Here is a 24,720-nt window from a genome sequence, read left to right on the forward strand (position 1 = left end):
AAGCGGGATCACCATGAGCACCCCCGTGATCCGCCGCAAGGCCCAATTCCACATGGCGCTCCCTGCGCGCCTCGCCGTCGGCGTACTCGGAGCACCGAGGTGACCGTGCCTGGGCACCGCAACGACGTCGATGGGACGGTGAGCGGATCCGTTCTGCAAGCGCGCACCGTGATCGCTCACACGATCGCCATGGGGCAACAGGCCGCGCGGACGCCGACCCCGCACCAGTTGCCGCCCCCACATCCGGTGTGGACGAACCGCGCCCGAGAGCTGGCCACACTCGATGAACTCGCCGCTCGAGCGACCTCGACCAGGGCGCTGCTGACCGGGCTGGCAGGCATCGGCAAGACCGAACTGGCGGTCCGCTGGCTCCTCGGTCAGCGCGCTGGCCACCCGGACGGCGAGTTGTACGCGGATCTGAGCGCGTGGCGTGATCAACCGCCCGTTCGTCCTCACCAGGTGCTGGCAGGCTGGCTTCGAGCCCTCGGCATCCCGCCAGGCGACCTGCCTGATGACCCGGCCGAACTGACCGCGCTCTATCGCAGTGTCACCGCCGAGAAGTCGCTCCTGGTCCTGGTGGACAACGTCTTCTCGGCCGAGCAGGTCCGCCTTCTGATCCCGGCATCGCCGAGCAGTACCGTCCTCGCCACCAGCCGCCGCCAGCTGCGCGGGCTTCTTCTCGCCGGGTTCCATCCGGTGGATCTGACCTACTTCACCCCGGACGCGGGCGGCACTCTGCTGGCCGCGCTACTCGGCCAGCCGCCGCCCGGCGAGCAGAGCGAGCTTCGAGCCTTGGCCTCGCGGTGCCACGGTCACCCGTTCGCCTTGGCTGTGGCCGGCGTGCACCTGGCCGCGAACCCACACCGCAGCCCGGCCGACCTGATCACCCGTCTCAACACCGACCACGGCGCCACCCTGGCCTTGCACGTGGACGAGGCATCCGTGGGAGGAATCCTCGACATGAGCTACGACGACCTCGACGCCGACACCGCGCGCTTGTACCGGCTCCTGGCCGTGCACCCCGGCGCCGAGTTCACCGCCGACCCGCTCGCCGCAGCCCTCGACCAGCCCGTCGCCGAGGTCGAACATGGGCTGACCCGGCTGGCGGATGCCCACCTCGTCACCGCGGTGGCCGCCGGCCGCTTCCGCCAGCACGACTTGCCGCGCGAGCACGCCCAGGCACTGGCCGAGCAACATGACGACAAGAGCGTGCGTCGGGCCACTCTTCGCAGCATGATCGAGTGGTATCTACGACGCACCGCTGCCGCCGACATGGCGATCAACCCTCGATCGCGGCGGTTCAGCCCGGTGTACGAACAGCTGGACACCGAGCCGTTCTCCAACGTCGAACTTGCTCTGAACTGGTTCACCCTCGAACGGGCGAACGTGCTTGCATCCCAATACCTCGCCGCACAGCAGGGCTGGGACGGGCTGGTGTTCCAGCTTGCCGAAGCCGTCTGGAACCCCTTGCGCCCCAGCTACTTCGCCGACGACCTGGTCCAGACGCAACAGCTCGGCATCGTCTCCGCCCAGCACTGCAAGCACATCCTCGAAGCGGTGTTCCTGACCCGGCTGGGGTTCGGCGAGTCCAACCGCGCCCACCACGACGCGGCGATCACGGCCTGCACCACGGCGATCGAGCGAGCAACCGCATTCGGCGACAGCTGGATACAGGCGGCGGCCCTATCCACCCGAGCGCGCGCGTTGACAGCTTCCGGGCAACCGCGTACCGCGCTGGAGGATCTCGGCAGCGCCCTGAACCTCGACGAGCAACGGGGCGACCGCCGCAGCATCGCCCTGCGGCATCGGCGAATCGGCCAGGCATACGCTCACCCCGAGATCGCCGATTTCCCCCAAGCCATATGGCACCTGCGCGAAGCCGCCGACCTGATGGAAGCCCTGGGTGACCAGTCCGGCCATGCCCGAGTGATCACCTACCTGGCCGAGGTCCACGTCGCGGCTCGGCAACCGGACGCCGCGCTGTTCACCCTCCGCCGGATCGACAACACCTTGGCGTCCTGCGGTTCGTCGCGCTACCGAGGTCACGCCTACACCGTCATGGGCAGGGCGCACGCCCAGCTCGGCAACAACGCGGACGCGGATCGCTGCTACGGCAACGCGCTGGCACTCTTCGCCGACGCTGGACCGGGCGCGGCGGCCGATCGCGAGGCTGTGCTGAAGCTCCGCGACGAACTCGACGACACGGCGACCCACGGCTCGCATGTGGATGCTCCTGGCGCAGAAGACGAGAACACGGAAGGAAATGCGAACAAATGATCATCCCGATTCTGACAATCCTGTACGTCGGCGTCGCTGTAGGCGTCAGCGCGGTTGTCTGGAGCCGCACTCGCGGCACATGGGCCGCCGGAAAACTCAGCTCTCATGTCGCCCGATGCGTGGTCCTCACGATCGTCGTCGGGGCGTCGTGGCCGGCGGCCGTGCTCCTCGCCGCGGCCTATGAACTCCCGGCAGCCCGCGAGGTCATTGACCGCCTCGTCTTCGGCCCCTCCACGAACGGCAATGCCTGACCTGGGAAGTGGTCGGTCATGCCAACAGTGACGAAGGTTGAGAAGGGGAAGCGGATCACCGGATCCGCGCGGACTCGCATGGGCGCGGACCTGAAGAAGAAGTACGAGAAGGGTGCCAGCATCCGCACCTTGGCCAGGCTGACCGGCCGCTCGTACGGCTTCGTACACCGAATCCTGTCCGAGTCCGGAGTCCAGCTGCGAGCACGCGGCGGCGGTCCCCACCGTCGGCGCAGCCAAGCCACGCGGACCGCGCGCTCGAGTCGGCAGATCGGAGCCGGGTAGATGTCGAGAGGAACGCTGCGCGGTTACCGCTGGGGCCACACGACGGTGGAACCCGATCGCTACACCGGACCTGTCCCGCGCGTGACCGCCCGGTTCGCGTGCACGCGTGGGCACGAGTTCGCGGTGCACTTCGCAGTGGAAGCGGAGCTGCCTGCGAGCTGGAGCTGTCGGCAGCACGGCGTCGAGGGCTGCGCTCGAATCGACGCCACGGGTTCGGCGGCGGCCGAGAGCAAGGGCAAGCCCCCTCGCACCCACCTGACGATGCTGTACGAGCGACGCAGCGTGGCCGAGCTGGAGGTTCTGCTCGCCGACACGCTTGCGGCAATCCGCAGACAGGGAGGCGCCCAGCCGGGCTGTGTGCAGTTTGGGGATAAGACATATTCGTTCCGCTACGACGGCTGACCGTCGTCAATCAGCCGGGTTACATTTCGGTCCTGACCGGGTGAACACGTGCCGCGCGTCAACGCTGATGGCGTGCAGCTTCGCTGGTCAGGACGGTCGACGCCCCATTCGCGCCTCATCGACGCCGCACGCACGCTCTGGATAACGATGATCACCCGTCGTTGACTGGACCGGACTGCGGCGGAAGGCGTCTTCCTTCCCCCCTCGGTCTTCCGCCGCAGCCCACACCCAGTCCTCGTCGATGAGTACGCGCGTGCGGGAACGCACCGAGGTGAAAGGATCTGGCGCTCACGATGCTCGGCACGGAGACAACCGATCACGCCACCGCCCACCGGGCGGCCCTCGTGACGGAGGACTCCGCGCCGACAGCCCACCAGATCACCATCGAGCACACCTTCGAAACCGCGCATCGCCTGCCGCACCTGGGCGGTAAGTGCACCAGCCTGCATGGACATTCCTGGCGGGTCGCGGTGCCGGTGATCGCCCCGACCCTGAGTAACGACGTCACCGTCGTGGAGTTCGGCGCACTCAAAGCCGGAATCCGGGAGTGGATCGACACCTACCTCGATCACGGCACCATGCTCGGCGTGCACGATCCGCTCGCTGTGCACCTCTACGTCGCGAAGTGCAAAGTCTTCCGGTTCGGCGCAGATAGCTGCCAGACGACCGTCGATGCGGAGCTGTTGGCCACCGACTTGGTCTGGCCGACCGTCGAAGCTGTCGCGGTGTTGCTGCGACGCGTGAGCCAGGCCGCGCTCGCCGCGCTGCCCTGCGCTCCCGATGCCCGCGTCGGCCGGGTGTTCGTGCGCGAAACACACCTCAACACCGCGACCTACGGACCGGTGGACGCGCCGTGAAGCTACCCGCTGTGTCCGATGTGGACCGTGAACTTGTGGTCAACGAGACGTTTGGTCCGACCTTCCAAGGTGAGGGACCGAGCACCGGTCGCTATGCGCACTTCATCCGGCTATTCGGCTGTCATCTGTCGTGCATCTGGTGTGATAGTCCGCAAACCCATGACGCCACCCGCTGCGACCTCGCCGACGAACAGCGGATCCTCTCGATTGAGGACATCCTGTCCTGGCTCGCCGCCGGTCCGGCCGACCTGCTGGTAGTCACGGGTGGCGAACCGCTGCTGCAGCCGCACGCCGTGGGCCGGCTGCTGGGCGCGATCCGGGAGCGTGCGCTGGCCACCGATATCGAGATCGAGACATCCGGCACCATCGCGCCCACGGACATGATCACCTCGGCGGTGACACGATTCAACGTCTCGCCGAAGCTCTCGCATTCGGGGCTGCGCCGCCATCAACGCATCCGCCCCGCCGTGCTGCGCGACCTCGCCGACAGCGGGAAGGCCATTTGGAAGTTCGTGGTCCAAGCGCCCGACGACTTGGACGAGATCCAGGAACTTGTCGGCGCCTACGACCTTCACCCGGTCTGGGTCATGCCGGAGGGCACGGACAGCTCCACCGTCCTGGCACGGATGCGGATGCTGGCCGATCCGGTCCTGGCACGCCGCTGGAACCTGTCGACCCGGCTCCACACACTGCTGTGGGAGAACGACCGTGGTCGCTGACATCACCACAAACGAGTTCGCCGTTCGGAATTTCGCGCCCGGCGTCGCTCGCACTCCAGAACATCTCCCAACGACAGGCGGTCCACGATGAGCGAACCCGACACCCCGGCCATCGGCCCCCGCGTCGGGGTCTACGCACTCGTCGGGCAGAACGACCGCCTGCTCCTCGTCGAGTACCCAGGCCACGACGCGCTGCCCGGCGGCGCGGTTCGTACCGGTGAACCCGTCGAACACGCGCTCCGCAGAACCCTGCTCGACCAGCTCGGCGCGACCATCGCCGAGCTGGACTTCTGCGCCGTTGTCGAACACGGCACCAACGAGCCCGGCGAAACGCCCGCCTCCGAGATCGTCGTCCTGTTCGACGTGACGCTCACCGACGCCGACCGCCTCATCGACTCGGCGCAACCGCATCGGTGGGCCAACGAAGACGAACTCTCCGCTCTGCGCCCCCAAGCGGTTCGGGACGGACTGGTCGCAGGCACGCTGTCGGCCGAACACCCGTGGCGGGCGTGGACGCCATGAGCAACCTCGGCCCCAAGTTCCTGACCAACCTCGCAGCGCGCGTAGTCGCGGTGAGTGCCTCATGACCCCAGAACAGGCCGCCGCTCTAACCGAGTATCCCGAGCTGCAGCGGCTCATCGACCTCCGCGGCGCGGGCTGGATGTTTTTGCCCACCGTCGTTGACGGCGAACTCGTTGAGGTGCATGGCGTGCGGACCTGGCCGGAAGGGTGGGCGGACGCCCTGCGTGTCCGCTACACCACCGACGCCGCCGGCCTGCGCAACGACCACACCGGCGGCGTCACCTGGCAACGAGAGGGCACCCTCACCGAGGTCATCGATGGCCTTATCGCCCTACCTGCCCCCAGCGACCGCCTTGCGCCCCGGCTCGTCATCGCACGCCGTCCGCTGCCATGGACTGCATAAGCCACAACTTCGCCGTACGCACCGACCAGTTGGCGCTCCGGCCCAAAGCCCGTGTCACGCAGAACCCAAGGAACGCCGCTCAATGCCCTTCCCAAATCTTGACCACGCTCTCACGGCCGCGCAGCGCGCGATCGATCACGCCGTCCAACACGCTCTGAGCCACCAGCCGACCCACATCACCACCAAAGGCGACCGCGATGTCGTGACCAACATCGACGTGGCCGTCGAAAACCTCATCAGGGACCGGCTGAGCGACTGGGATTCCGCCGTCGGCTTCGTGGGCGAGGAAAACGGAGCCTCCGGCGCCGAGGACACCTACTGGGTCCTCGACCCGATCGACGGCACCATCAACTTCTCCCACGGCAGCCCGCTGTGCGCCATCGCCCTCGGCCTCGTCCATGACGACCAACCGCTGCTCGGCGTCACTGCCGTCCCGTTCCTCGGACACCGCTACTGGGCCGTCACGGGCGAAGGTGCCTACCGAGACGGCGACCCCATCACCGTATCCACGACCGCCAGGCTCGACCACGCGCTCATCGGAATGTGCGACTACGGCAGCGGCCCCGACGCCAGCACCCGCGACCGGCTTTGCAGCGAACTTGACCAGCGACTGACCGGCCAAGCCCAAGGAGTCCGTCGCCTGGGCACCACCGCGCTCGAACTGGTCTGGGTCGCCGACGGCACCCTCGACGCCAGCATCCTGTTCGGCAACCGCGCCTGGGACACCGCCTCCGGAGCGATCATCGCGCGCGAAGCGGGCGCCCTCGTCCTCGACGCAGACGGCAGCCCACACTCCACCCGTTCACGCTGCACACTGGCGACCACGCCCGCGCTCGCAGAGGCGCTCGTGCCGATGATGGAGGTCGCCCGCAACACGACCTACTGGCCGCAGCCGGCGGGCACCCCATGAACGCAGCGCGAGCGCTACTGCCCGAGCACACCGAACCGGAGCACGCGACGTTGGACCGCGACACCATCCCGCACGACCTGCTGACCGAGCTGCGCGTCCTGCACCGAGAGCGACCCGAGGCTCTGGACACGGACCTGCCGGAGTACGGATTGATCCCGATCACCGGCGGCCGGAACAACCGCGTCTACCGCTGGAGCAGCCCTCGCGGCCCGGTGTGCCTCAAGCTCTACCGCACAGACAAGCGCGACCGCGCCCGCTGCGAATGGACAGCCCTGCGGCACCTCACCGACCACGGCGTCACCGCCACGTCCACGGCGTTGTGGCACGACCCGCATCCCGAGCTGCCCGCCGTCGGCTTGAGGTTCGTACCCGGACAGCCCATCACCGCGCTGGACAGGCCGAGCACCGCCCTCCCCGCGATGGTCACCGCCCTCGACCAGATCCGCCAGGTTCCGCTCGGACCGTTCGCCAGCCTGGGCCGACTGGACTCGGCGAGCGACTTCATCCGGCGCATCACCACGTGGCCCGAGCAACTCCGCCAGTACCCCGACGAACCACTCAGCCGCGACATGGCCGCGATGATCGGGACCTGGCACGACCGCGGCGACGCCGCCGTGCTCGCCGAACCGGCCCCACGGGTGCTCTCCCACGGCGACGGCAACCTCGACAACTGGCACTGGCACGACTTCATCAGCACCATCTACGCCCTGGACTGGGAATTCGCAGGACACTCCGACGCCGCCTACGACGCGGCGGAACTCATCGAACATCCCAGCGCACGCGCGATCGACGACGACCTGTGGCTCGCGCTCCTTCCCGAGCTCGGGGTCAACGACGGCCAGGCGCGCCGCCGTTTCGTCGCCGCGCGCCGCACCGCTGCCCTGCGCTGGCTGGCCGTCCGCTGGAAACGACGCGACACCAACGCGTCCGCCTTCGAGCAGCAGCTACACCGCACCCGAAGCCTGATTACAGGCGACCACGGATAACCGCGATTCCAGCCCACGCAGAGGTGCCCCGATGACGAAGAAAACACACGCCGTCTTGAGCGCTCTCGTTGCCGAGCCGGGCAGAGAACTGTACGGCCTGGAGATCTACGGACGAACCGGGCTAATGCCCGGAACGACCTACCCGATCCTTCTTCGATTGCAGGCCGCCGGGTTGGTGTGCTCCCGCTGGGAAGACGCTGACCCCGCCGACCCTCGTCGGCCACGTCGCCGCTACTACCAGCTCACCGACCTCGGGTTCGTTGCTGCACCAGCGATGCTGGCCGAGGTGACCGGCCTGATTGGACTCCTACGCCGCTGGCTCAGGTGGATTCCACAGCCCGCAGCGCAGGTCGTCGCCTCGGTCACGTCCGCGAGGAACTAGACGTCGGGATGGCGGTCGCGTGGATTGCGGGTGGCTGCGCATTCGGTTCACTGATCGCGGCGCTGCTGGCGTTCCTGGCAGTCGCGCAAGCGCGAGCATGGCGCGCCGATCGGCAAGTCTACTTTCGACCGCCTACCCTATCGCCCGCACAAGTCCGATGGGCGAACGAAAAACGGCTCAGCGACGATCCCGAAGCGACGCTGATCATCCCCACCGATCATCCGGACTACATCAGACCCGTTGACTGGCAAGCGTTACGTGCACGACACAGGACCTGACCATTCCGCATCGGGCCAGATCGTCCCGCTCATTGGCACTCGGACATGTCCATCGTCGCCACCAACGCTGGGATAATCCGCAGGTCACTGCGCTCGCCGCCGCATCGGCGCCTCATGCCCGCCGCATCAGCGCTCTGGAAGCTCTCACGCATGAACGATTCACTGCGTTGACAGCACGGTAGATCTGACACGACGGACAATGAGGGCGACGACGCCCGGAGAGCGTTGCCGCAACCATGATTGCTCCCAACTACGACACAGGTCTTCACCCGCTTAGATGGGTGAGGCGTCGGCGATGACCGCGTGGCCGCCGATGCCACGCATGGCGCGCGTGTTCGCCGCTACGCCGACACCGGAGAACCGCTCATCCGCGACCCTCCGGATGAGTATGTCGGGCTGCATCGGTTCGTTCCTGGCGATGACAACCCAACCATGCCACCAGAATTCTTGTTCCCGCCGAGAGGCGAGCTACACGACGCGGTCACCGCATACCTGCCGCGTGTCGGGAGGCTCGACGACGAGCCGCCAAACGAGACCAGTGACGCCGACTTCGCGAACGAGAGAGCCGCTGCGACACGGGCGATACGGCGCAGCGCTGAGCCGAATCTCACGTTCCTCCAACGAGTTCTGGATGGTTTGCGACGGCTGTGAGTCCGAAGCCGCCCGTTACGCATCGATCGTCCAGCGAACGCAAGACAAGGTCGTTTGTCAGAAGGCTGGACGTACGCGAACAGGGCAACAGCTATCGGCGGAAGCCACGGTGACGATCGCGCGGCGGAACGTTGCCGAACTCATCGAACCACCGCTCAGCCTCGTGCCGTTCGAGCGGGACGCGGTAGCTGAGCAGCCCTTCGTAGTCCTTGTCCTGGAACAGAACTTCCTGCAGAGTGTCCCAGTTGTAATCAGATCGCGAGGCCGGTAGCTCGGTCTCCAAATCCGCGACGAGTTCGTCTTCGTCATGGTAGAGCCGCTCGGCGTCTTGGATCGCCAGGTCAAGAGCGATCTCCTCGGCAGTGCAAGTCGGTGTGGGGTGCCGGCCGACCTGAAGGTCCGAGCTCAGGTCGTCGAAGGCACGGGCGTAGCGGCGCAGGAACCACTCGTCCTGGTCGGCAACGCAGCCGAGCACCGCGCCGAGCGGGCCGGGCGCTCCGTCGCGGCACATTCCGGTGCGGTAGACGTGGTCGTACGCCTCATCGGCGAGCACGGCCAGCGCGTGGCCGAGCATCGCGGCCGTGCGGGGCGTCAGCATCGGCGGAGGGCAGATCTCGCACCCGCCATCGGCGCACTCCGGACAGCCGACACAGTCGTTGCGGCACGTCCCGCAAAACTCGCACTGGCCAGGGCAGTTGGTCGTCGGGAACAGCAAAAAGCCGCCGTCTCCGACCGTCGGGAGCTGCCGGGCCACCCGCGGGGCCGCTGGATCATCCGCGGTGGCTGCGGCCAGGACAGGCAGCAACACGGAGATCGCCTTCCGCGCCGCAACGGGTGCGCCGTCCAGCACCGCATCCAGGCGCCTCTCCGCGGTGGCCTGGTGCAGCAGGACGCCGTTGAGCGCGGCGGCCAGCATGGTTGCCGACGGGGCATCGGGAAAGCTGACCAGGACCTCGGCCTCGGGACCGTCACCACGATCGATCATGGCCAGCACACTGTGCGTGGTGGGCGCGTGCTGGGGCACGAACGCCAGGTACGACGTGCTACTGGCGGGCATCGAACTCCTCCGTGCGGTCCCAGAGGGAGACCGTATGACCAGGCGTGTCTTGTCGGGCGCATTCGCGGCTCGCGTGTCACGGTAACGAGTGACGTGCGAGCTGGTCAGCGGGGTGGCTCATCGGAGCGAACCACCCGGCCGTGGATGATCCAACGGGGTCGACGACTACGAGGGGGTGCCTGATCCATGGCCGGCGAGAACGCAGCCAGGCTGGCTGTGCTGATCGACGCGGACAACGCGCGGCCGTCGATCACCGAAGGGTTACTGGCCGAGGTCGCCAAGTACGGCACCGCGCATGTCAAACGCGCGTACGGCGACTGGACCGGCACGAGTCTCAAGGGTTGGAAGGACCAACTGCTGTCCCAGTCGATCCAGCCCATCCAGCAGTTCGCCTACACGACCGGAAAGAACGCCACCGACGCGGCGATGGTCATCGACGCGATGGACCTGTTGTACTCGGGTCGCTTCGACGGATTCTGCATCGTCTCCAGCGACAGCGACTTCACCCGACTCGCCGCGCGACTACGCGAGTCCGGCCTCACCGTGTACGGGTTCGGCGAGCGCAAGACGCCCCAGCCCTTCGTCGCGGCCTGCGACAAGTTCATCTACACCGAGAACCTCGCATACGCCCACGGCCCGACCGCACCGCTGGAAGCCATACCCAAGCCGAAAGCCGCCATGGCCGCCGCACAGCTCAAGGCAGACACCGCGCTGGTGAACCAGCTGCGCAACGCCGTCGAGGCAGCCTCCGACGATGATGGCTGGGCTCCGCTCGCCTCCGTGGGCAACATCATCACCAAGCAACGCCCGGATTTCGACTCCCGCAACTACGGCTATGCCAAGCTCAGTGACCTGATCACCGCAACCACCTTGTTCGAGCTGGATCGCCGCAGCCCCGGCGACGGCAAGTCAGCAGTCATCTACACCCGCGACAAGCGGCGCCAGCCTGATGAGTAGGCCACGCCGCCGCCCGGAACCCACACCCCGGCCTTGATCTTGAGGCCACAGCTCAAGGAAGGCGAAATGTCTAGTCGCGGACCATTGGACGCCGACACGCTCCTCAGCGGCGACGAGACCGAAGCGCTCCTCGCCCTTCTCTCCGACATCTCTCAAGGCCACGGTGGCGATCCCGGAGTCCGCGACGCGGCGAGCGCAGCGTGGTCGCTGCTGGGCAACCGGTCGGCATCTCAAGGCGGCTACGCGCAAGCTCGCGACGACGGCTACTACACCCAACTCCTGGGAAGAATGCAGAACCGGGACCGGCCCTGGCGCACCGCGCGATAACGGCCGCCACAGGATCCGGCTTCTGAGCAGGATCCTGCCGTTCGCCCATCGTCGCGGTCGGGCCGTACTGGCGGCCAGTGACACGTGACGCCCACCGCGCGCCGGTCGGGGTTGTCCATGTTCGGGCCGGGCCAGGCCGACGCGGCTGATGCCGACGAAAAGAACGGTTACAGCCGGGCCGCGATGCCGAGGGGAGGACGGCGGCGCGGCAGGTAGGCCACCCGCTCAAGATCAGGGCCGTCCGATGGGTGTCGAGGCTCGGCGCACTGCAGTTGTGCGCGACGTGGGCGGCTGAGCGAGCGGCAGGTTATGTGAGGTTCTGCCAGCCTGGCCAACTCTTCCGGAGTGCAGGCGAGGCCTCGTCGTCACGGGGCCACAGCCGAAGTCGATATGAATCCAGCCCCTCGGCACCATCAGCTGCCTCGGTATAGCCGCGCCCCGACACGCGGGCGCGGTAGGTACCTGCCGGCACATCACAGGGAATCGGCTCGCGCCCACCGGATCCCTCGAACCACAGCCTGCCGTTTGGCACGTCGAGGTCCACGTCCACCACCTGGTCCCAGGCATCGTCGTCCGCGGGAGGTTCAAGAGACCAGATCTCGATCCGCATCGGCGCCTGAAAGTTCCACTGGACCGGGGTGACTAGATCAACCAGCGCATCTGCAACGCCGACGAATCGGCCTGACTGCCGCGCGTCGTCCAGCGCTCGTAGGACAGCGTTGTTGCTCGGATCGTCGGCCCAGGGAGCTTGCGCGTAGATGTAGACCTGGCCATGGTTGATCTCGACGTCCAGGTCAGTCGTCACGGTGGGCTGAGTCATCCGCAGGTCTGGTCCTTCGCGATGTCGATCCCCTGGAACGGGCCGGAGGCGATCTGGTCCGGGTGAATGATGACCACGAGGAAGTCATCCCCATCCTTGATCCCGGCTGCACGATACCGCGTGGACAGAGTGCCGCCTTGGCACTGGTTTTCCCGCGCGGGAACCTCATGCTCCTGTGCGCCAGCTCCACCCTGACGAGTGGCAGCGAAGGGGAACTCGTCGCATTGCCCGCCGTGCGGCCTGGGGAAGCTGGCCAGACAGACTTGCTTGCGGTTGGCAGCTTCCACGGTCGCATCTTTCGTCAGCACGCCTGGCTTGCCCGCTGCCCACGCCGTCGAGATATTGCGCGTGATGAACGGCATTCGCGCCGCATCGAAGATCACGAACTTCAGGTCGTCGCACTGCTGGTCGGCCAGCCCTTGTTGTGGGGTGCACTTGTGTACCTGAGATGCTGCCGATGAGGCGACCATGAACTGAGTCTCACCCGTTCCCACCAACTCTGTGCCGCCGGTGAGACCACCAAACAAGCCAAGAGCCTTGTCTCGCAAACCCGGAACGGCGACCACGGCCACCACAGCAACGATCAGGACGGGCAACAGCAGTCCACCCTTGGTCTTGGTAGCCACAGAAAGATCCTCATTGCTGCTACTGACCGTGACTATCCGCTAACTAGGTGACTCTCGCGATCTCCGGTAGTCATGCGATCTGGCGCTTGACCAGTAGCCATGACGGCGCTCTGTGAGACGGGCCAGAGGCGCTTCCTGAAAATCCCCAGTCGAGGTGTGCAGCTTAACCGGTGTCAGCGGCGAAGTGGGATCACTCCGTCGGGTGCGGCGGCTGAGGGGCTGTTGATCTTCCGGACAGCGAACCCACTAGGGTTTTTGTTCGGAAGAGAGGAAGCCAGTGTCAAAGAATCGTCGGTCGTTTACTCCTGAGTTCAAGGAGGAGGCGGCGAAAATGGTGGTCGAGACGGGCCGCCCGGTGGCGTCGGTCGCGCGGGAGAACGGGCTGAACGAGCAAACGCTTCGTAACTGGGTGAACGACTACCGGAAGGCTCATGCTGCGGACGAGCCACCATTGACCGTGTCGGAGCGCGCGCGGCTGCGTGAGCTGGAGAAGGAAGTCCGTGAGCTACGGATGGAGAAGGAGTTCCTGGGAAAAGCCGCAGCCTTCTTCGCGAGCGAGTATCGGTGAACGAGAGGTACGAGTTCATCGAGGTGGAGAAGGGCGCAGTGACCGATACTGGCGAGAAAAAGTACACAGTGACCAAAATGTGCGAATGGTTGGGTGTGTCGAAGTCGGGATTCTATGAATGGCGTTGTCGGCCCAAGTGCGCGACGGCGCAGCGTCGCGCCTACCTGGCTCCGTTGATCACGAAGGTTTTCGACGATTCGGATGAGACCTACGGTCACCGGCGCGTCCACGCCCAGCTGCAGCGCCAGGGTGAGCGGTGCACCCCTGAGCTGATCCGCAGCATCATGCGTGAGCTGGGGCTCGAGCCTTGCCAGCCCCGTCCGTGGCGACTCGGCCTGACTGAGCCGTCTGCCAGCTTGCTGCCCGACCTCGTTGGCCGCGACTTCGCCGCATCCGCGCCCGGCGAGAAGATGGTTGGCGATATTACCTATATCCCTACGTGGGAGGGCTGGGTTTATCTCGCGACGGTCATCGACTGTCATACGAAGGGCGTTATCGGGTGGGCGATGGACGATAATTACCAGACGCCTCTCATCGAGAAGGCGATTCGCATGGCCGTACGCAACTATCCTATCGCACGCGGGGCGATATTCCACTCCGACCGTGGCAGCAATTACACTTCCGCCCAGTTTGCCAGCACGCTCCGATCATTGGGCATCAGGCAATCGGTCGGACGCACGGGAATATGCTATGACAATTCGATGGCCGAATCGTTTTTTGGTGCCCTGAAGAACGAGCGGGTTCACCGAGTGATCTACTCCACCCGAAAGAGGGCCAGGACAGATATTGCTGCCTATATCGAACTTAGATATAATAGTCGACGTCTCCATTCGGGACTCGACTATAAGGCCCCAAATGAGGTCTACAACGAGTACCTGAACCGGCAGCAAGCGGCATGAATTGACCCACTAAACAGCTGTCCGGAAAGATCGAGGCCGCTCAACTGGCCCGAGTTGGAGGATGAGCCCCACGACGGCGCCATCCTCAACCGCGTGCGAGCGCCAACCAGCGCGACATAGGCTGACGACGCCGTGATGGACGATCCACCCGTGTCATCTAGCCAGGTACCGACACCACGAGCGTGGTCGCAAGGCGTTAGGCATCCGGGTCGATGTTCAGGCGGGCGTCCCGCCAGATGCCGGTTCGAGCGCCGCGGCGACGGCTTCGAGTTCGACCAGCGCCGCAGTGAGGTCCTCGATGATCTCGCGGGCGATGAGGTGAGGTGCTGGGAGATTATCGGTGTCCTCGAGCGACTCATCACGGAGCCACGTGACGTCGAAGTTGACCTTGTCTCGTGCAATTAGTTCGGCGTAGGTGAATGACCTGAATCGCTCGGACTCAGTTCGTTCCGAGCGGGCCTTTTCAGGCGCATAGCACTCGACGAAGTCGTCCAGGTGCTGGCGACGAAGTGGGTTCTGCTTAAGAGTGAAGTGTTGGTTGGTGCGCAGATCGTAGATCCAGAGCCTGTCAGTCCAGGGACGTTCGGCTGCAGGTTTCTTATCAAAGAAGAGTACGTTCGCCTTGACGCCCTGGGCGTAGAAGATGCCGGTCGGCAAGCGCAGCATGGTGTGCAGATCGAAGTCACGTAGCAGCTTGCGTCGCAGAGTCTCGCCGGCCCCGCCTTCGAACAGCACATTGTCCGGGAGTACGACGGCAGCACGGCCATTGATGTCGAGGATCGTTGCGATATGTTGGAGGAAGTTGAACTGTTTGTTCGATGTGGTGACGACGAAGTCCTGCCGTTCGATCGCGCGGTCCTCGCGGACTTCGAATCCGTCGGCTCCAACCATCGCCAACGAGGACTTGCGACCGAACGGAGGGTTAGACAGGACAACCGACCAACGTTGGCCGGGATCACTGATCAGTGCGTCACGAACTTCGATCAACGAGTCACCGGCGGGGTTGCCAATGCCATGCAGAAGCATGTTCATGGCGGCAAGGCGGGCTGTCCCGTCGACCAGCTCATAGCCGTAGGCGAAGTCGTGCTGGAGGTGGTTCTTTTCGGTTCGGGTCATCGACTCGGAACCGCGCGAGGCGTACTCGTGCGCGGCGAGGAGGAAGCCAGCCGTCCCTGCCGCAGGGTCGACCACCGTGTCCTTCACTGTCGGCCGGACGCAGTCGACAATTGCCTGGATTACAGCACGTGGCGTGAAGTACTGCCCAGCGCCGGACTTGATGTCTTCGGCTCCCCTGGACAGGAGCGCTTCGTAGGCGTCGCCCTTGATGTCAGTGCCGGTGGCCGACCAATTCTCCTTGTCGATGAGATCGACGATGAGCCGCTTCAGCTTCGCGGGATCTTGGATGCGGTTCTGGGCCTTGCGGAAGATCGTTCCTAGCACACCCGGCCGTTTCCCGAGCTCTTCCAGGATATGTCGATACTGCGTCTCCAAGGCGTCACCTTTGGCGTCTAGGAGTGTTTGCCAAGAGTATTCCGACGGGACGATCTGCTGTGGGTTTAGCTCACGTTGGGCGCGTTCATGCGCCATCTTGAGAAAGAGTAGATAGGTAAGCTGCTCGGTGTACTCGATCGTGCCAACGCCGTCGTCGCGCAACACGTTGCAGTAGGACCACAGCTTGTCGACCAATCGACGCGCGTCAGACACCAGCAAGCTCCTCGATCTTATCGTTCAACGCCCCCGAGTATGCGGCATTCAATACGGCCCGGCGGAGCGCCTCTACGCGTAGAGCTCCAGCCTTCGCTGCTCGCTCAATACGTTTGAGCTCCGAGTCGCGCTCTGCGTACGCCTTCGCGAGCCAGCGCTGGGCGTCTGGTTCAACTCTCGGCAACCGAATTCCCATCAGCAACTTTTGTGAGATGTTCCGCATCGAGTCTTTGGTGCCTGTGGCCGCCGCCGAGATTTGACGCCTCGCGCTTGGCGCTTGAAGTGCCCTCCAGAGCCACTCGGGATCAACATCATTCCTCGGCATAAGCCGCAGGCTTTTGTCGCTGAGGAGGAGACGGCGGCGCGTCTCACCTACAAGGACCGGCGCCCCCACATACTCACTCGTGTTGGCGCGGCTGACGAGCAGATCACCGGGCATGATCTCGAAGTTCGGGTTCACCAGCGACTCAGGGATAGCCTTGTTCTCCTGTGGGCGGAACTCGCCCCACGTCATAGCGCTGACCTTGACAATTCCCCACTCGTTCTCCCCGGCGGGTGGGGCAGAACCGCCCACGGACCGCCCGGCTTGAATCCCCACCAGAAGATCGCCGAGCGCGATGGAGTCGTCGGTCAGACCGAACTTCGCATTAAGTTCCGCCTGCCGTAGCCGGGCAAGGCGTAGGGTTGTGACAGCGCAGGTGGCCAGTACCGAATCGAGCCGGGAGAGATGGTCCTCAAGTAGGTTTAGCAGCCGTTTTTGTTCCGCCACGGGTGGAATTGGCACTGGGAGCTGCTTGATCATCGACAGACTTATTGACGCCAGATTAGTCGTTTGCTTGCCGTGCTTCTCAAACCAGCCCTTTGCGCACTCGTTGGTGAACCAGGCGAGCAGCTTTGGGTGCAGTATCTTGTTGCGGATTCGCGCCCGAAACACGTGGTTCTGATGGATGCAGTTCGGGATCTGCCCCTCCCACACCCATCCTCGCCCCAACTTGTCCCGGTCACCGCCTTCGTTCAGCAAGACGTCGCCGGGCTGAAGTTGAAGGCGTCTGACCGTGGCTTCCGGTACGCGGATTTCAGCCACCGACGTGACGTCGATACGGCCGCGTTGGACATTGGCGACACGCAAGTACGGTACGAGGGGGAGTTTCGGATCCGACTGCTTCTTCGTGTCCTTGGTTACCCCTCCAACGACATCAGCGATCTCACCGAGCGGTGCCCATGTCCAACCATCCGGGATAGGGGGCAGCGGCGTCATGCGGGCAGTTCCTTGTTCAGTTCGTCCAGTAGTTCGGCCGCGCGGGCCCTGCCAAGGTCACGGAGGGCGCCATCGGTACCCCCGCGATCGGTGAAGGGAGCACGGTCAAGGTCCTCGGGGGTGATGCCGGCTGAAGATGCCACTACCTCGACCATGCGGTCGAGCCACCACCTCTCGGTCTCGCTGAACTTGGCTCCAGCCTGTTCTTGCTGGGTGAGCCACGCAGCGTAGCGCTCGCGAACTCTGTCGGCGTAGGGGACCAGCTCTTCGTCTTCGCCGATGGTGAAGCGCATGAGGGACACCAGGTCAGTGAGGGTGTGCCGGGTGCTACGCCGGACCCGGCCAGCCTCGATTGCTTCATAGGCGGCCCAGATCACATCGGGGGTCCAGTTGTAAGGGGGGCGGCTGATCCGGTCGGCAAGTTCCTGGATGTCGTCGAAGGAGACGCGGCGTTCGCGTGCCTCCGTCATCAGTTGGATCGCGGTGATCTCGTCGCGGTGGTCGGCGAGATACTGCGCCCAGGATTCGACGAGGGACCGGGCACGCCCAGTGTCGACAACGCCGTGCGCGTCAAGAAGCACGTCCACGCTGACTTCGTCGATGATCTGGTCGTGAGCGCGCCGTAGTTCGAGGATCCGAATACGCAGCTCTGGGTTGGCCGCCAGTGGCTCGATCGCGTGATCGAGGAGCTGCTGTACGGCGGCGGCCGGGTCGGCGGCCCCCTGGACGGCGTGGGCCTGCCTGTCCGGGTCGACCGCGTCCACGAGACCGCGGATGATCGCCTGGACGGAGGTTCCAGCGACTTGGTCAAGCTCGCCGCGTTCGGCCGGCGTGAGCTGCAACTCCAAGGCCGTCAGGCGCGACGCGAGGGTGGCGGTCTCGTCCTCGGTGAGGGTGAGCGTGGCTGCCTTGTCCAGCAGTTTCTTCAGGCTGATGCCCTTTTGCCTGTTCAGGGGAGGGTCCACGAAGTCGTGTTCGGTGACACCCACGGCGTCGACGATGACGAACCGGGTCTTCTCGGTGGCGTCCGGGGTGACCGCGCGGAAGTCGGCCGAAGCGATCGTCCGTGCTCCGCGGCCCTTCATCTGCTCGAAGTACTGTGCCGAGCGGACGTCACGCAGGAAGAACACGCACTCCAGCGCCTTGACGTCGGTGCCTGTCGCGATCATGTCCACTGTGACCGCGATCCGCAGAACCGTCGAAGTGCGAAATGCCTGGAGTTGGCCTTTAGGATCCTTCGCGTTGTAGGTGATCTTGGCGGCGAAGTCGTTGCCCTTGCCGAACACCTCCCGGATGGTGGTGACGACCTCCTCGGCGTGGTTGTCGTCCTTACAAAAGATCAGTGTTTTGGGCACGGTCGACCGGCCAGGAAAGATCTCGGGCAGCTTGTCGCGGAAGGTCTCCAACACCAGCCGGATTTGGCTGGTCGAGGTTACCGCGCGGTCCAACTGCCTGCTCGTGTAGACGAGGTCCTCGTCGAGCGCCTCCAGGCGTTGGACGCGGGTGCGGCGATCCACCATGGGCACGACCGTGCCGGCCTCGATCGAGGAGCCGTCGGCGGTGATCTGAGTCTTGATGCGGTACAGGTCGAAGTCGACGTTGACCAGGTCGGCCACCGACTCGGGATAGGTGTATTCGGACACGAGATTCTGGCGGAAGAACCCGAACGTCTGCTTGCCGGGGGTGGCGGTCAGGCCAACGACGTGGGCGTCGAAATACTCCAACACCCCTCGCCAGACCCCATAGATGGAGCGGTGCGCCTCGTCGACGATGACCAGGTCGAAGGTCTCCGGCGGCAGCAGCGGGTTGTACGTGACGGTGACCGGCGCGTCGGGGATGTAGCCGTCCAGGCCAGGGTCGTCACCCTCGGTGGTCTCTTCGTTCTTGAGCGCCTTGAACACCCGCTGGATCGTGGAGATCACCACGTGGCTCGAGCCGAGCATTCCCGCGCTGCTGAGCTTGTCGACGTTGTAGATCTCCGTGAAGCGGCGTCCGTCGTCGGGCGTACGGTAGTTCTGGAACTCGGCCAGCGTCTGATCGGCCAAGTTGTTGCGGTCGACTAGGAACAGCACCCGGTTGAAGCCGCCGTGCTTGAGCAGTCGGTAAGACTCGGCGACAGCCGTGTAGGTCTTCCCAGCGCCGGTGGCCATCTGTACCAGCGAACGGTCGAACCGCTGCTCGGCCAGCGACCTCTCGATTCCACGAATCGCGGTGACCTGCGCCTTGCGCATAGGTCGCTCGTCCAATGCGGGCAGAGTCCGGACCTTAGCCCGCCAGGTCGGTCGGCCTGGGTCACGTTCTGCGTCCCTCATGATGCGGGCGAGCGTCTCGGGCTTGGGGACGCTGAACAGCCGCCGAGCCCGCGGCTGGGGGTCATAGCCGTTCGTAAAGTGGGTCTCCGTGCCGCTGGCCTCGAACACGAACGGTAAGCGCCCGTCCACGGTCAACGCCTTGAGTCGCACTTCAGGCGGCAGCCCTTCGGCGTACATGGCGGACTGCCACTCGACGCCGGACAGGGTGGTCCCTATCGGCTTAGCCTCGATGACCCCCACCACCCGCTTGTCGACGTAGAGCAGGTAGTCCACGCGGCCATGCCCCTTGGCCATGATCATCTCGCGAACTGCGACCCCCAGCCCGGCGAACAAGTTGATGTTCTTCCGATCCTGGACCAACCATCCGGCCTCGACCAACTGCTGGTCGATGAGTGCCCGCGCCCGCTGCTCAGCGGCCAGCCTGGGATCGTCCGCCACCTCGCCGTATCCCCCTACGTCCTCGTATTGACCACCACAAGCATCTTGCACCATGTGCACGACAGCGCAAGGCACCAGAGACCCGCGTCGGTCAGCAAGGTGCTGATGCTGTTGCCATGAAGGTCGTCCGACAACGGCCGCAGGTTACGAGCAGGCAATCGGCGACGTCGCACCCGTCAGTCCTGCCGCGATTGGGTGCGCAGGACCAGCACCGTAGACAACTTCGACACTGAGAGTCATCGACTAGTCCGATTGGGCTACTTAGTTGACTCGTTCGTGGTCGTCGGCTGCTGGCGGCCCCGTTTTTGTCGGTAGTGAGGTCTAGGTTGCCGCGCATGGTGCGACAGACGTCCCTGGCTGGCGGTGCAGCGAGTTCGGCAGGGCATACGCGGCCGTGGCCAGCCGAGTGGGACACCGTGGTCATCAGCCTGGTGGCCAGCGGGCTGGTCGAGTTGTCGCAGATCTTGGAGCGTCAGGGCGCGTTTCCCGTGCCGTATCCGGCTGCCCTGCAGCGCGCGTTGGATCGTTTGACCGCGATGGGCGTGATTGCTGGTGCCGAAGTGCCGCGCAGCGTCATGGACTTGGCAGCCTGGGCTCACCGTCCGTTCGTGCAGTGGCCGTTCCGTCCAGCGGTGGAGGGGTTGAACGACGACGAGTCGCTCCTGATGGACGGCAAGCCCACCAAGGCGTGCTTGGAATGGGCGGTGGTGAGTGGGGACGTCGAAGGCGAGATTCGCGAACGTCTCCTTATCCACGGGGTGTTGGATGTGTGCAAGGCGAATGACGATCCCGACGCTTACGTGCGTTTCCGGCGTCTGTTGGTCGAGAAGCCCGCCATGTCGGAGCGTGACCTGCTCGTGACGATGGCTCAGCCCGAATTCGCGATACTTGCTCAGCACCTGCGGGGCGCTTACCGCGCGGCGCCGGCGGAAGCCTTGGCCACAGGAGAGGCGGTTGTGTGCGGAGGCTGCGGTCACTTGTGGACCTTGCAGGCTGACGGTGTCCGTCGATGCAGTGAGTGGGACTGTCCGGCGCCCACGACGATCAAGAAACGCCTGCCCGCCTCGGAGGGCGTTGTATGGCTGAGCCGTGAGCTGCGCATGTTCGTGTCTGGTCCTGGCCGGGCGGAGCTTCGAATTGCCAAGACACTGGAACGCGCGGGAGTCACCGCGCAGTTGTGGCCGGACTTCGACGCCTGTGATGTCCTGCCGGTAGAGGTGCCTTGGGCAGCAGATGTGAAGTCGTGGACGAATCCGGTCCGCCTGGCCTGGCGGTTGACCGAGCGGCCGTTCGTGCTGCCGCGCGGAGCGGAACGAGGCTTCATCGTGATCGCGAAAGAGCAGACGACGGGTCGTCCCGAGTACCTGCGGGCGTTGCGCAACCACTGCACCTGGTTGAAGGGTCAGTCCCGGATTGAGGCGGTGTCGGAGAAGACGTTCATTGACCGGGTGGTCCGCGAGTTTCGGAAGGCGCAGGCGTGAGAGACAGCAACACGTGGAAGAAGGACACCGCAAGGCTTCTGCGGCGCGAGCACGACACGCTCGAAAGCCGCACGGCGTTGCGGCTGGTCGATATCGAGCTGGTCTTGCACCTCGTCGAGCAGGTTGCTCCGGACCAGTCGGTTCTGGACGCCTGGGCGCTGTTGGGTGGCTACCCGTTCCTGACTGCCGGCCGCGGACTGGTTGCCTCAGAACACGAGTCGATGATCGGTGTAGCACGCCACCTGGTCCTGTGGTTCAAGGACCGCGAAGACTGGCGCGCCGCGCTGGAAGAGTACGCGGAGTTGCCCGAGACCATTCGAGGCTACGAAGTCGACCTCGACTCGGGAACAACCTCGCGACGTGTGCCCACGGTGCTGACCGATCGCTTCGACTACTACGAAGACGTCCTGTCCAATCCGCCACCAGACCTTACGAGCAAGATCACAGTCGCCGAGGCGGGCCGCTACTTCAACCAGGCCGATATGGGAACCAGCGTCACGATCCCTGACTGGTTCCCTATCCACCCCGGTGGTCGCGGTCACGACGTACTGGCGCGCTGTGATCGCGACGCGATCGAGCTCGAGTGGTCCGAGCTGGTCACCGCGGCACGTTGGGGTGATAACCGTGAGGCTGAGCTGGGTTGGCCCGAACGTTTGCGGTCGAACTGGGTCGACAGGTTGAAGCGGGTGACCCTCGAAGTCCGCCAGGGCGACAACAGCTTTTCCAGGTCCGAGAAACTGACGATCGCCGGCATCATGCACATGATCGGCATGGTTGGGGCTGGCAAAAGCACCCTGGTCGAGGTGCTCCTCCTCTGGTGCCACCTCAACAACAAACGTGTCTGTGTGGTCGCCGACAACGTGACGTCGGTACTGCGTAAGACGGTGCACCTCCAAGCGCTCGGCGTCCGCGCTGCCCCGGTGCTGGGGCAGTCGAACCGCGTCCAACACCTGACCCGCCTGCACCGGTTGACCAACCCGCGTAACGGTCGCATCGCACCCGCAGGGGACAGGATGTTCGACCTCACCAGCACCTCTTGCTCATTGGACGGGTTGCGCGACCACTCGGCGACACCGTGGGAGCTACGGCATTCGCCCTGCGCGGGTCTCATCCCCGAGGAAACCGACGACAAGCCGAAGGCCCACACGTGCCCGGCATGGCACACGTGTCAACGACATGAGCCCTCGCGCGAACTGGTCGACGCAACCGTATGGGTGGCGACCACGGCCAGCCTTATCCACACCCCGATACCCAAGCAGCTCAACGAGGAGCGACTGCGCTACCTCGAACTCGCCTGGCGCCGTAGTGACCTGATCATCGTGGACGAGGCCGACCAGGTTCAGGCGCAGTTGGACTCGGTGTTCAGCCCCGAACAGCAGCTCATCGGCGAAGATTACGACGCCTGGCTCGACGAGGTCATCGACCGTACCAAGAGGACGATCCGTCAAGCCGGGCGTGAGCCCATGCACGAACCACTGGTGCGGCACTGGCTGGTCAATCTCGACAACGCCAACATCGCGGTGGACATCATGTACTCGGCGCTCTCTCGCGACGGTGCCCGGCCGCAACCGGCGTTGTCACGCCGATGGTTGGACAAGGCGTACTTCACCGAATGGACTCTGTCCCAGCAGCTTGCCCAGTCCTGGGCTGGCTTTGGGCCGAGCAAGACCAACACCCACCGCCCTGTGGACGGGTGGGAGGACGATCCGGTCTACCGCCGGTTGCGACGCGCGTTCGACGGATTGATCGACGATCCCCTCGGCGCGAAGGACACCGACGACGAACTCACCCGGCGGATGGTCACGCTCACAGCGCAAGTCCTTCGGGACGCCAACGAGTCCGTCCGCCTTCGCCGGGTCGGTGAGTGGCTGGAGTCCACAGCCAAAGAACTCGCCGAGCAAGGCTTGACTCTGACCATCGACGATCCGGAGCGACAGGCTGTCCGGCTCGAGTTCACCCTAGCGGTCGCGGTACTGGCGAAGTCGCTCGATCACGCGATGGACATGTTCCGAGCCGTGGAGATGGAACTCGGTCTGGAGGGCACCAGTTCCGCGCTGTTCCACCGCGCCCCGGCCGACTACCAGCCCGTCGTCCCAGACTCACCGATGGGCAACGTGCTGGGCTTCCAGTACCTCGACGACGATCACGATCAGCGCAGGGGACGCTCCAAGATGGGGCGGCTGCGTTTCTTCCGCTGTAGCGGCATCGGCCGCTGGGTGCTGCTGCACCTCCACGAGCTGTTTCTCACGGACTCCGACCGCGGCCCCAACGTATTGCTGCTGTCAGGTACCAGTTGGGCAGGCACGTCGGCTCGCTACCACATCGACATCCCGGTGACAGCGATCCTGACACCACCGAAGAAAGAACTGGCCGCAGTACGGGCCAGCCGCTTCGAGTTCTTCCCGCTCTTCGCCGGTGACAACACGGCTCCTATCAAGGTCTCGGGCAAGTTCGGCGAACAACGCGAACTGGCCTTGCGGCAGATGATCGCCGAGCTGGCCAACCCAGGTGCCGGCAAGAGCATCCTGGAACAACACCGCGACTCGTTGCCGCCGAGCCGGCAACGACTGCTCCTGCTGGTCGGTAGCTACGCCGAAGCCCGCATGGTGGCTCAACACCTTGTGTCCCTGCGCAGCAGCTGGCAAGACCAGGTGCTGCACCTGGTCGCCGATGATGAAGAGTTCACCGACTCCTGGGACGGCGCCAACGGCTTGCGACGCGGAGACGTGCACACCCTCGCACGGACACCTGCCTGGATCCTGGTCGCTCCATTGCTGGCAGTCGAGCGTGGACACAATATCCTCAACGACGACAGCCAAGCCGCGATCGGGGCGGCCTACTTCCTCATCCGCCCCCACCCGCGCCCCGACGACCTCAGCTACGTCATTCAGCGCGTCAACCGCTGGGCGACCCACCAGATCCGAAACAAGTTCCCGGTCGTCGAAGATACCGACCGGGAAGCGCTGGGGCGGTGCGCCACCGCGTTCCGTTCCGCGGGCCACCGTCAATGGAGGTGGCTGCTCAACCTCAAGCTCGCCTACAGCAACCTGCCGGTGCGGGAACGCGAAGCCTTGGCGTGGACGCAATTGGTCACCATCTGGCAGGTGATCGGACGGCTGGTCCGGGGCGGAGTTCCAGCCGAGGTCTACTTCTGCGATGCGGCTTTCGCACCGAACGCGGCCCGCCGCTCGGAGAACAGCAGCGACGACGCGTCGCTGAGCCTGCTCATCGGCTTGCGCGAGGTCTTGGCGCCTTACTTTGCCGACGACTGTGCAGACCCCGACACCTACCTCGTTGAAACCCTCTACGGCTGCCTGTACGAGGCGCTCGCCCAGCTCGAAGGACTGTGACCG

Annotated in this window: 23 protein-coding genes; 16 read left to right on the plus strand and 7 right to left on the minus strand. The window is 64.9% G+C overall.

Annotated elements, in window-relative coordinates; all coding sequences use genetic code 11:
• Positions 1 to 99: 99 nt before the first annotated feature.
• From ACFQGD_RS08970 to ACFQGD_RS09020, 11 genes are all read left to right on the plus strand, one after another.
• On the plus strand, positions 100 to 2,277 hold the full coding sequence (locus ACFQGD_RS08970; protein WP_345395048.1) for a helix-turn-helix transcriptional regulator: 2,178 nt from the start codon (positions 100 to 102) through the stop codon (positions 2,275 to 2,277).
• On the plus strand, positions 2,274 to 2,528 hold the full coding sequence (locus ACFQGD_RS08975) for a hypothetical protein (RefSeq protein WP_345395051.1): 255 nt from the start codon (positions 2,274 to 2,276) through the stop codon (positions 2,526 to 2,528). The genes ACFQGD_RS08970 and ACFQGD_RS08975 overlap by 4 nt, the downstream gene beginning before the upstream one ends.
• A gap of 27 nt (positions 2,529 to 2,555) precedes the next feature.
• Positions 2,556 to 2,810, plus strand: coding sequence for a helix-turn-helix domain-containing protein (locus ACFQGD_RS08980; protein WP_345395120.1), 255 nt, complete (start codon positions 2,556 to 2,558; stop codon positions 2,808 to 2,810).
• Entirely contained in the window at positions 2,811 to 3,212 is a 402-nt protein-coding gene (locus tag ACFQGD_RS08985) for an RNA polymerase-binding protein RbpA (RefSeq protein WP_345395054.1), read from the plus strand.
• A gap of 293 nt (positions 3,213 to 3,505) precedes the next feature.
• Positions 3,506 to 4,069 carry a 6-pyruvoyl trahydropterin synthase family protein gene (locus tag ACFQGD_RS08990; protein ID WP_345395057.1) on the plus strand — a complete coding sequence of 188 codons (564 nt, stop codon included), beginning with the start codon at positions 3,506 to 3,508 and terminating at the stop codon, positions 4,067 to 4,069.
• Positions 4,066 to 4,788, plus strand: coding sequence for a 7-carboxy-7-deazaguanine synthase QueE (locus tag ACFQGD_RS08995; RefSeq protein WP_345395060.1), 723 nt, complete (start codon positions 4,066 to 4,068; stop codon positions 4,786 to 4,788). The genes ACFQGD_RS08990 and ACFQGD_RS08995 overlap by 4 nt, the downstream gene beginning before the upstream one ends.
• A gap of 87 nt (positions 4,789 to 4,875) precedes the next feature.
• Positions 4,876 to 5,310, plus strand: coding sequence for an NUDIX domain-containing protein (locus ACFQGD_RS09000; RefSeq protein WP_345395063.1), 435 nt, complete (start codon positions 4,876 to 4,878; stop codon positions 5,308 to 5,310).
• 61 nt (positions 5,311 to 5,371) lie between these two features.
• The gene (locus ACFQGD_RS09005) at positions 5,372 to 5,713 is read left to right on the plus strand and encodes a hypothetical protein (protein ID WP_345395066.1); all 342 of its coding nucleotides are present in this window, start codon (positions 5,372 to 5,374) and stop codon (positions 5,711 to 5,713) included.
• Positions 5,714 to 5,795: 82 nt separating this feature from the next.
• Positions 5,796 to 6,623 (plus strand): inositol monophosphatase family protein, encoded by an 828-nt coding sequence (locus tag ACFQGD_RS09010; protein WP_345395069.1) that lies wholly within the window; start codon positions 5,796 to 5,798, stop codon positions 6,621 to 6,623.
• Entirely contained in the window at positions 6,620 to 7,609 is a 990-nt protein-coding gene (locus ACFQGD_RS09015; protein ID WP_345395072.1) for an aminoglycoside phosphotransferase family protein, read from the plus strand. The genes ACFQGD_RS09010 and ACFQGD_RS09015 overlap by 4 nt, the downstream gene beginning before the upstream one ends.
• Before the next feature lie 31 nt (positions 7,610 to 7,640).
• On the plus strand, positions 7,641 to 7,991 hold the full coding sequence (locus ACFQGD_RS09020; protein ID WP_345395075.1) for a PadR family transcriptional regulator: 351 nt from the start codon (positions 7,641 to 7,643) through the stop codon (positions 7,989 to 7,991).
• A gap of 551 nt (positions 7,992 to 8,542) precedes the next feature.
• Here the strand turns inward: ACFQGD_RS09020 and ACFQGD_RS09025 are convergent.
• The gene (locus tag ACFQGD_RS09025; protein WP_345395078.1) at positions 8,543 to 8,671 is read right to left on the minus strand and encodes a hypothetical protein; all 129 of its coding nucleotides are present in this window, start codon (positions 8,669 to 8,671) and stop codon (positions 8,543 to 8,545) included.
• Positions 8,672 to 9,011: 340 nt separating this feature from the next.
• Positions 9,012 to 9,977 carry a hypothetical protein gene (locus tag ACFQGD_RS09030; protein ID WP_345395081.1) on the minus strand — a complete coding sequence of 322 codons (966 nt, stop codon included), beginning with the start codon at positions 9,975 to 9,977 and terminating at the stop codon, positions 9,012 to 9,014.
• 186 nt (positions 9,978 to 10,163) lie between these two features.
• On the opposite strand from ACFQGD_RS09030, the gene ACFQGD_RS09035 reads away from it, so the two are divergent.
• Together ACFQGD_RS09035 and ACFQGD_RS09040 are read left to right on the plus strand one after the other, a co-directional pair.
• Complete coding sequence (locus ACFQGD_RS09035) at positions 10,164 to 10,934, plus strand: NYN domain-containing protein (RefSeq protein WP_345395084.1); 771 nt, start codon at positions 10,164 to 10,166, stop codon at positions 10,932 to 10,934.
• Between the two features lie 66 nt (positions 10,935 to 11,000).
• Entirely contained in the window at positions 11,001 to 11,261 is a 261-nt protein-coding gene (locus tag ACFQGD_RS09040; RefSeq protein ID WP_345395087.1) for a hypothetical protein, read from the plus strand.
• A gap of 307 nt (positions 11,262 to 11,568) precedes the next feature.
• On the opposite strand, the gene ACFQGD_RS09045 is transcribed toward ACFQGD_RS09040, so the two are convergent.
• Positions 11,569 to 12,081 carry a hypothetical protein gene (locus ACFQGD_RS09045; protein ID WP_345395090.1) on the minus strand — a complete coding sequence of 171 codons (513 nt, stop codon included), beginning with the start codon at positions 12,079 to 12,081 and terminating at the stop codon, positions 11,569 to 11,571.
• Positions 12,078 to 12,707 (minus strand): NucA/NucB deoxyribonuclease domain-containing protein, encoded by a 630-nt coding sequence (locus ACFQGD_RS09050; RefSeq protein ID WP_345395093.1) that lies wholly within the window; start codon positions 12,705 to 12,707, stop codon positions 12,078 to 12,080. Before ACFQGD_RS09050 ends, ACFQGD_RS09045 begins: the two co-directional genes overlap by 4 nt.
• Before the next feature lie 277 nt (positions 12,708 to 12,984).
• Here ACFQGD_RS09050 and ACFQGD_RS09055 point away from each other — a divergent pair.
• Positions 12,985 to 14,174, plus strand: a protein-coding gene (locus ACFQGD_RS09055) for an IS3 family transposase (RefSeq protein WP_390221019.1) whose coding sequence is annotated in 2 segments (ribosomal slippage) — positions 12,985 to 13,237 and positions 13,237 to 14,174 — 1,191 coding nt in all. Because the reading frame shifts where the segments join, the coding sequence is not laid out codon by codon here.
• A gap of 216 nt (positions 14,175 to 14,390) precedes the next feature.
• Here ACFQGD_RS09055 and ACFQGD_RS09060 read toward each other — a convergent pair.
• The 3 genes from ACFQGD_RS09060 to ACFQGD_RS09070 are packed head-to-tail and all read right to left on the minus strand — an operon-like array spanning position 14,391 to position 19,886.
• Positions 14,391 to 15,878 carry a class I SAM-dependent DNA methyltransferase gene (locus tag ACFQGD_RS09060; protein ID WP_345399277.1) on the minus strand — a complete coding sequence of 496 codons (1,488 nt, stop codon included), beginning with the start codon at positions 15,876 to 15,878 and terminating at the stop codon, positions 14,391 to 14,393.
• Positions 15,871 to 17,136, minus strand: a complete 1,266-nt coding sequence (locus tag ACFQGD_RS09065) for a restriction endonuclease subunit S (protein ID WP_345399280.1) — start codon at positions 17,134 to 17,136, stop codon at positions 15,871 to 15,873. The genes ACFQGD_RS09060 and ACFQGD_RS09065 overlap by 8 nt, the downstream gene beginning before the upstream one ends.
• Positions 17,133 to 19,886 carry a type I restriction endonuclease subunit R gene (locus ACFQGD_RS09070; protein WP_345399283.1) on the minus strand — a complete coding sequence of 918 codons (2,754 nt, stop codon included), beginning with the start codon at positions 19,884 to 19,886 and terminating at the stop codon, positions 17,133 to 17,135. Before ACFQGD_RS09070 ends, ACFQGD_RS09065 begins: the two co-directional genes overlap by 4 nt.
• A 416-nt stretch (positions 19,887 to 20,302) precedes the next feature.
• Here ACFQGD_RS09070 and ACFQGD_RS09075 point away from each other — a divergent pair, with 416 nt between their 5' ends.
• On the plus strand, positions 20,303 to 21,367 hold the full coding sequence (locus ACFQGD_RS09075) for a restriction endonuclease-related protein (RefSeq protein WP_345399286.1): 1,065 nt from the start codon (positions 20,303 to 20,305) through the stop codon (positions 21,365 to 21,367).
• Positions 21,364 to 24,717 (plus strand): pPIWI_RE_Z domain-containing protein, encoded by a 3,354-nt coding sequence (locus ACFQGD_RS09080; protein ID WP_345399289.1) that lies wholly within the window; start codon positions 21,364 to 21,366, stop codon positions 24,715 to 24,717. Before ACFQGD_RS09075 ends, ACFQGD_RS09080 begins: the two co-directional genes overlap by 4 nt.
• The last annotated feature ends 3 nt before the right edge of the window (positions 24,718 to 24,720 follow it).

The organism is Haloechinothrix salitolerans (assembly GCF_042662605.1).
GTDB classification, from domain to species: domain Bacteria; phylum Actinomycetota; class Actinomycetes; order Mycobacteriales; family Pseudonocardiaceae; genus Haloechinothrix_A; species Haloechinothrix_A salitolerans.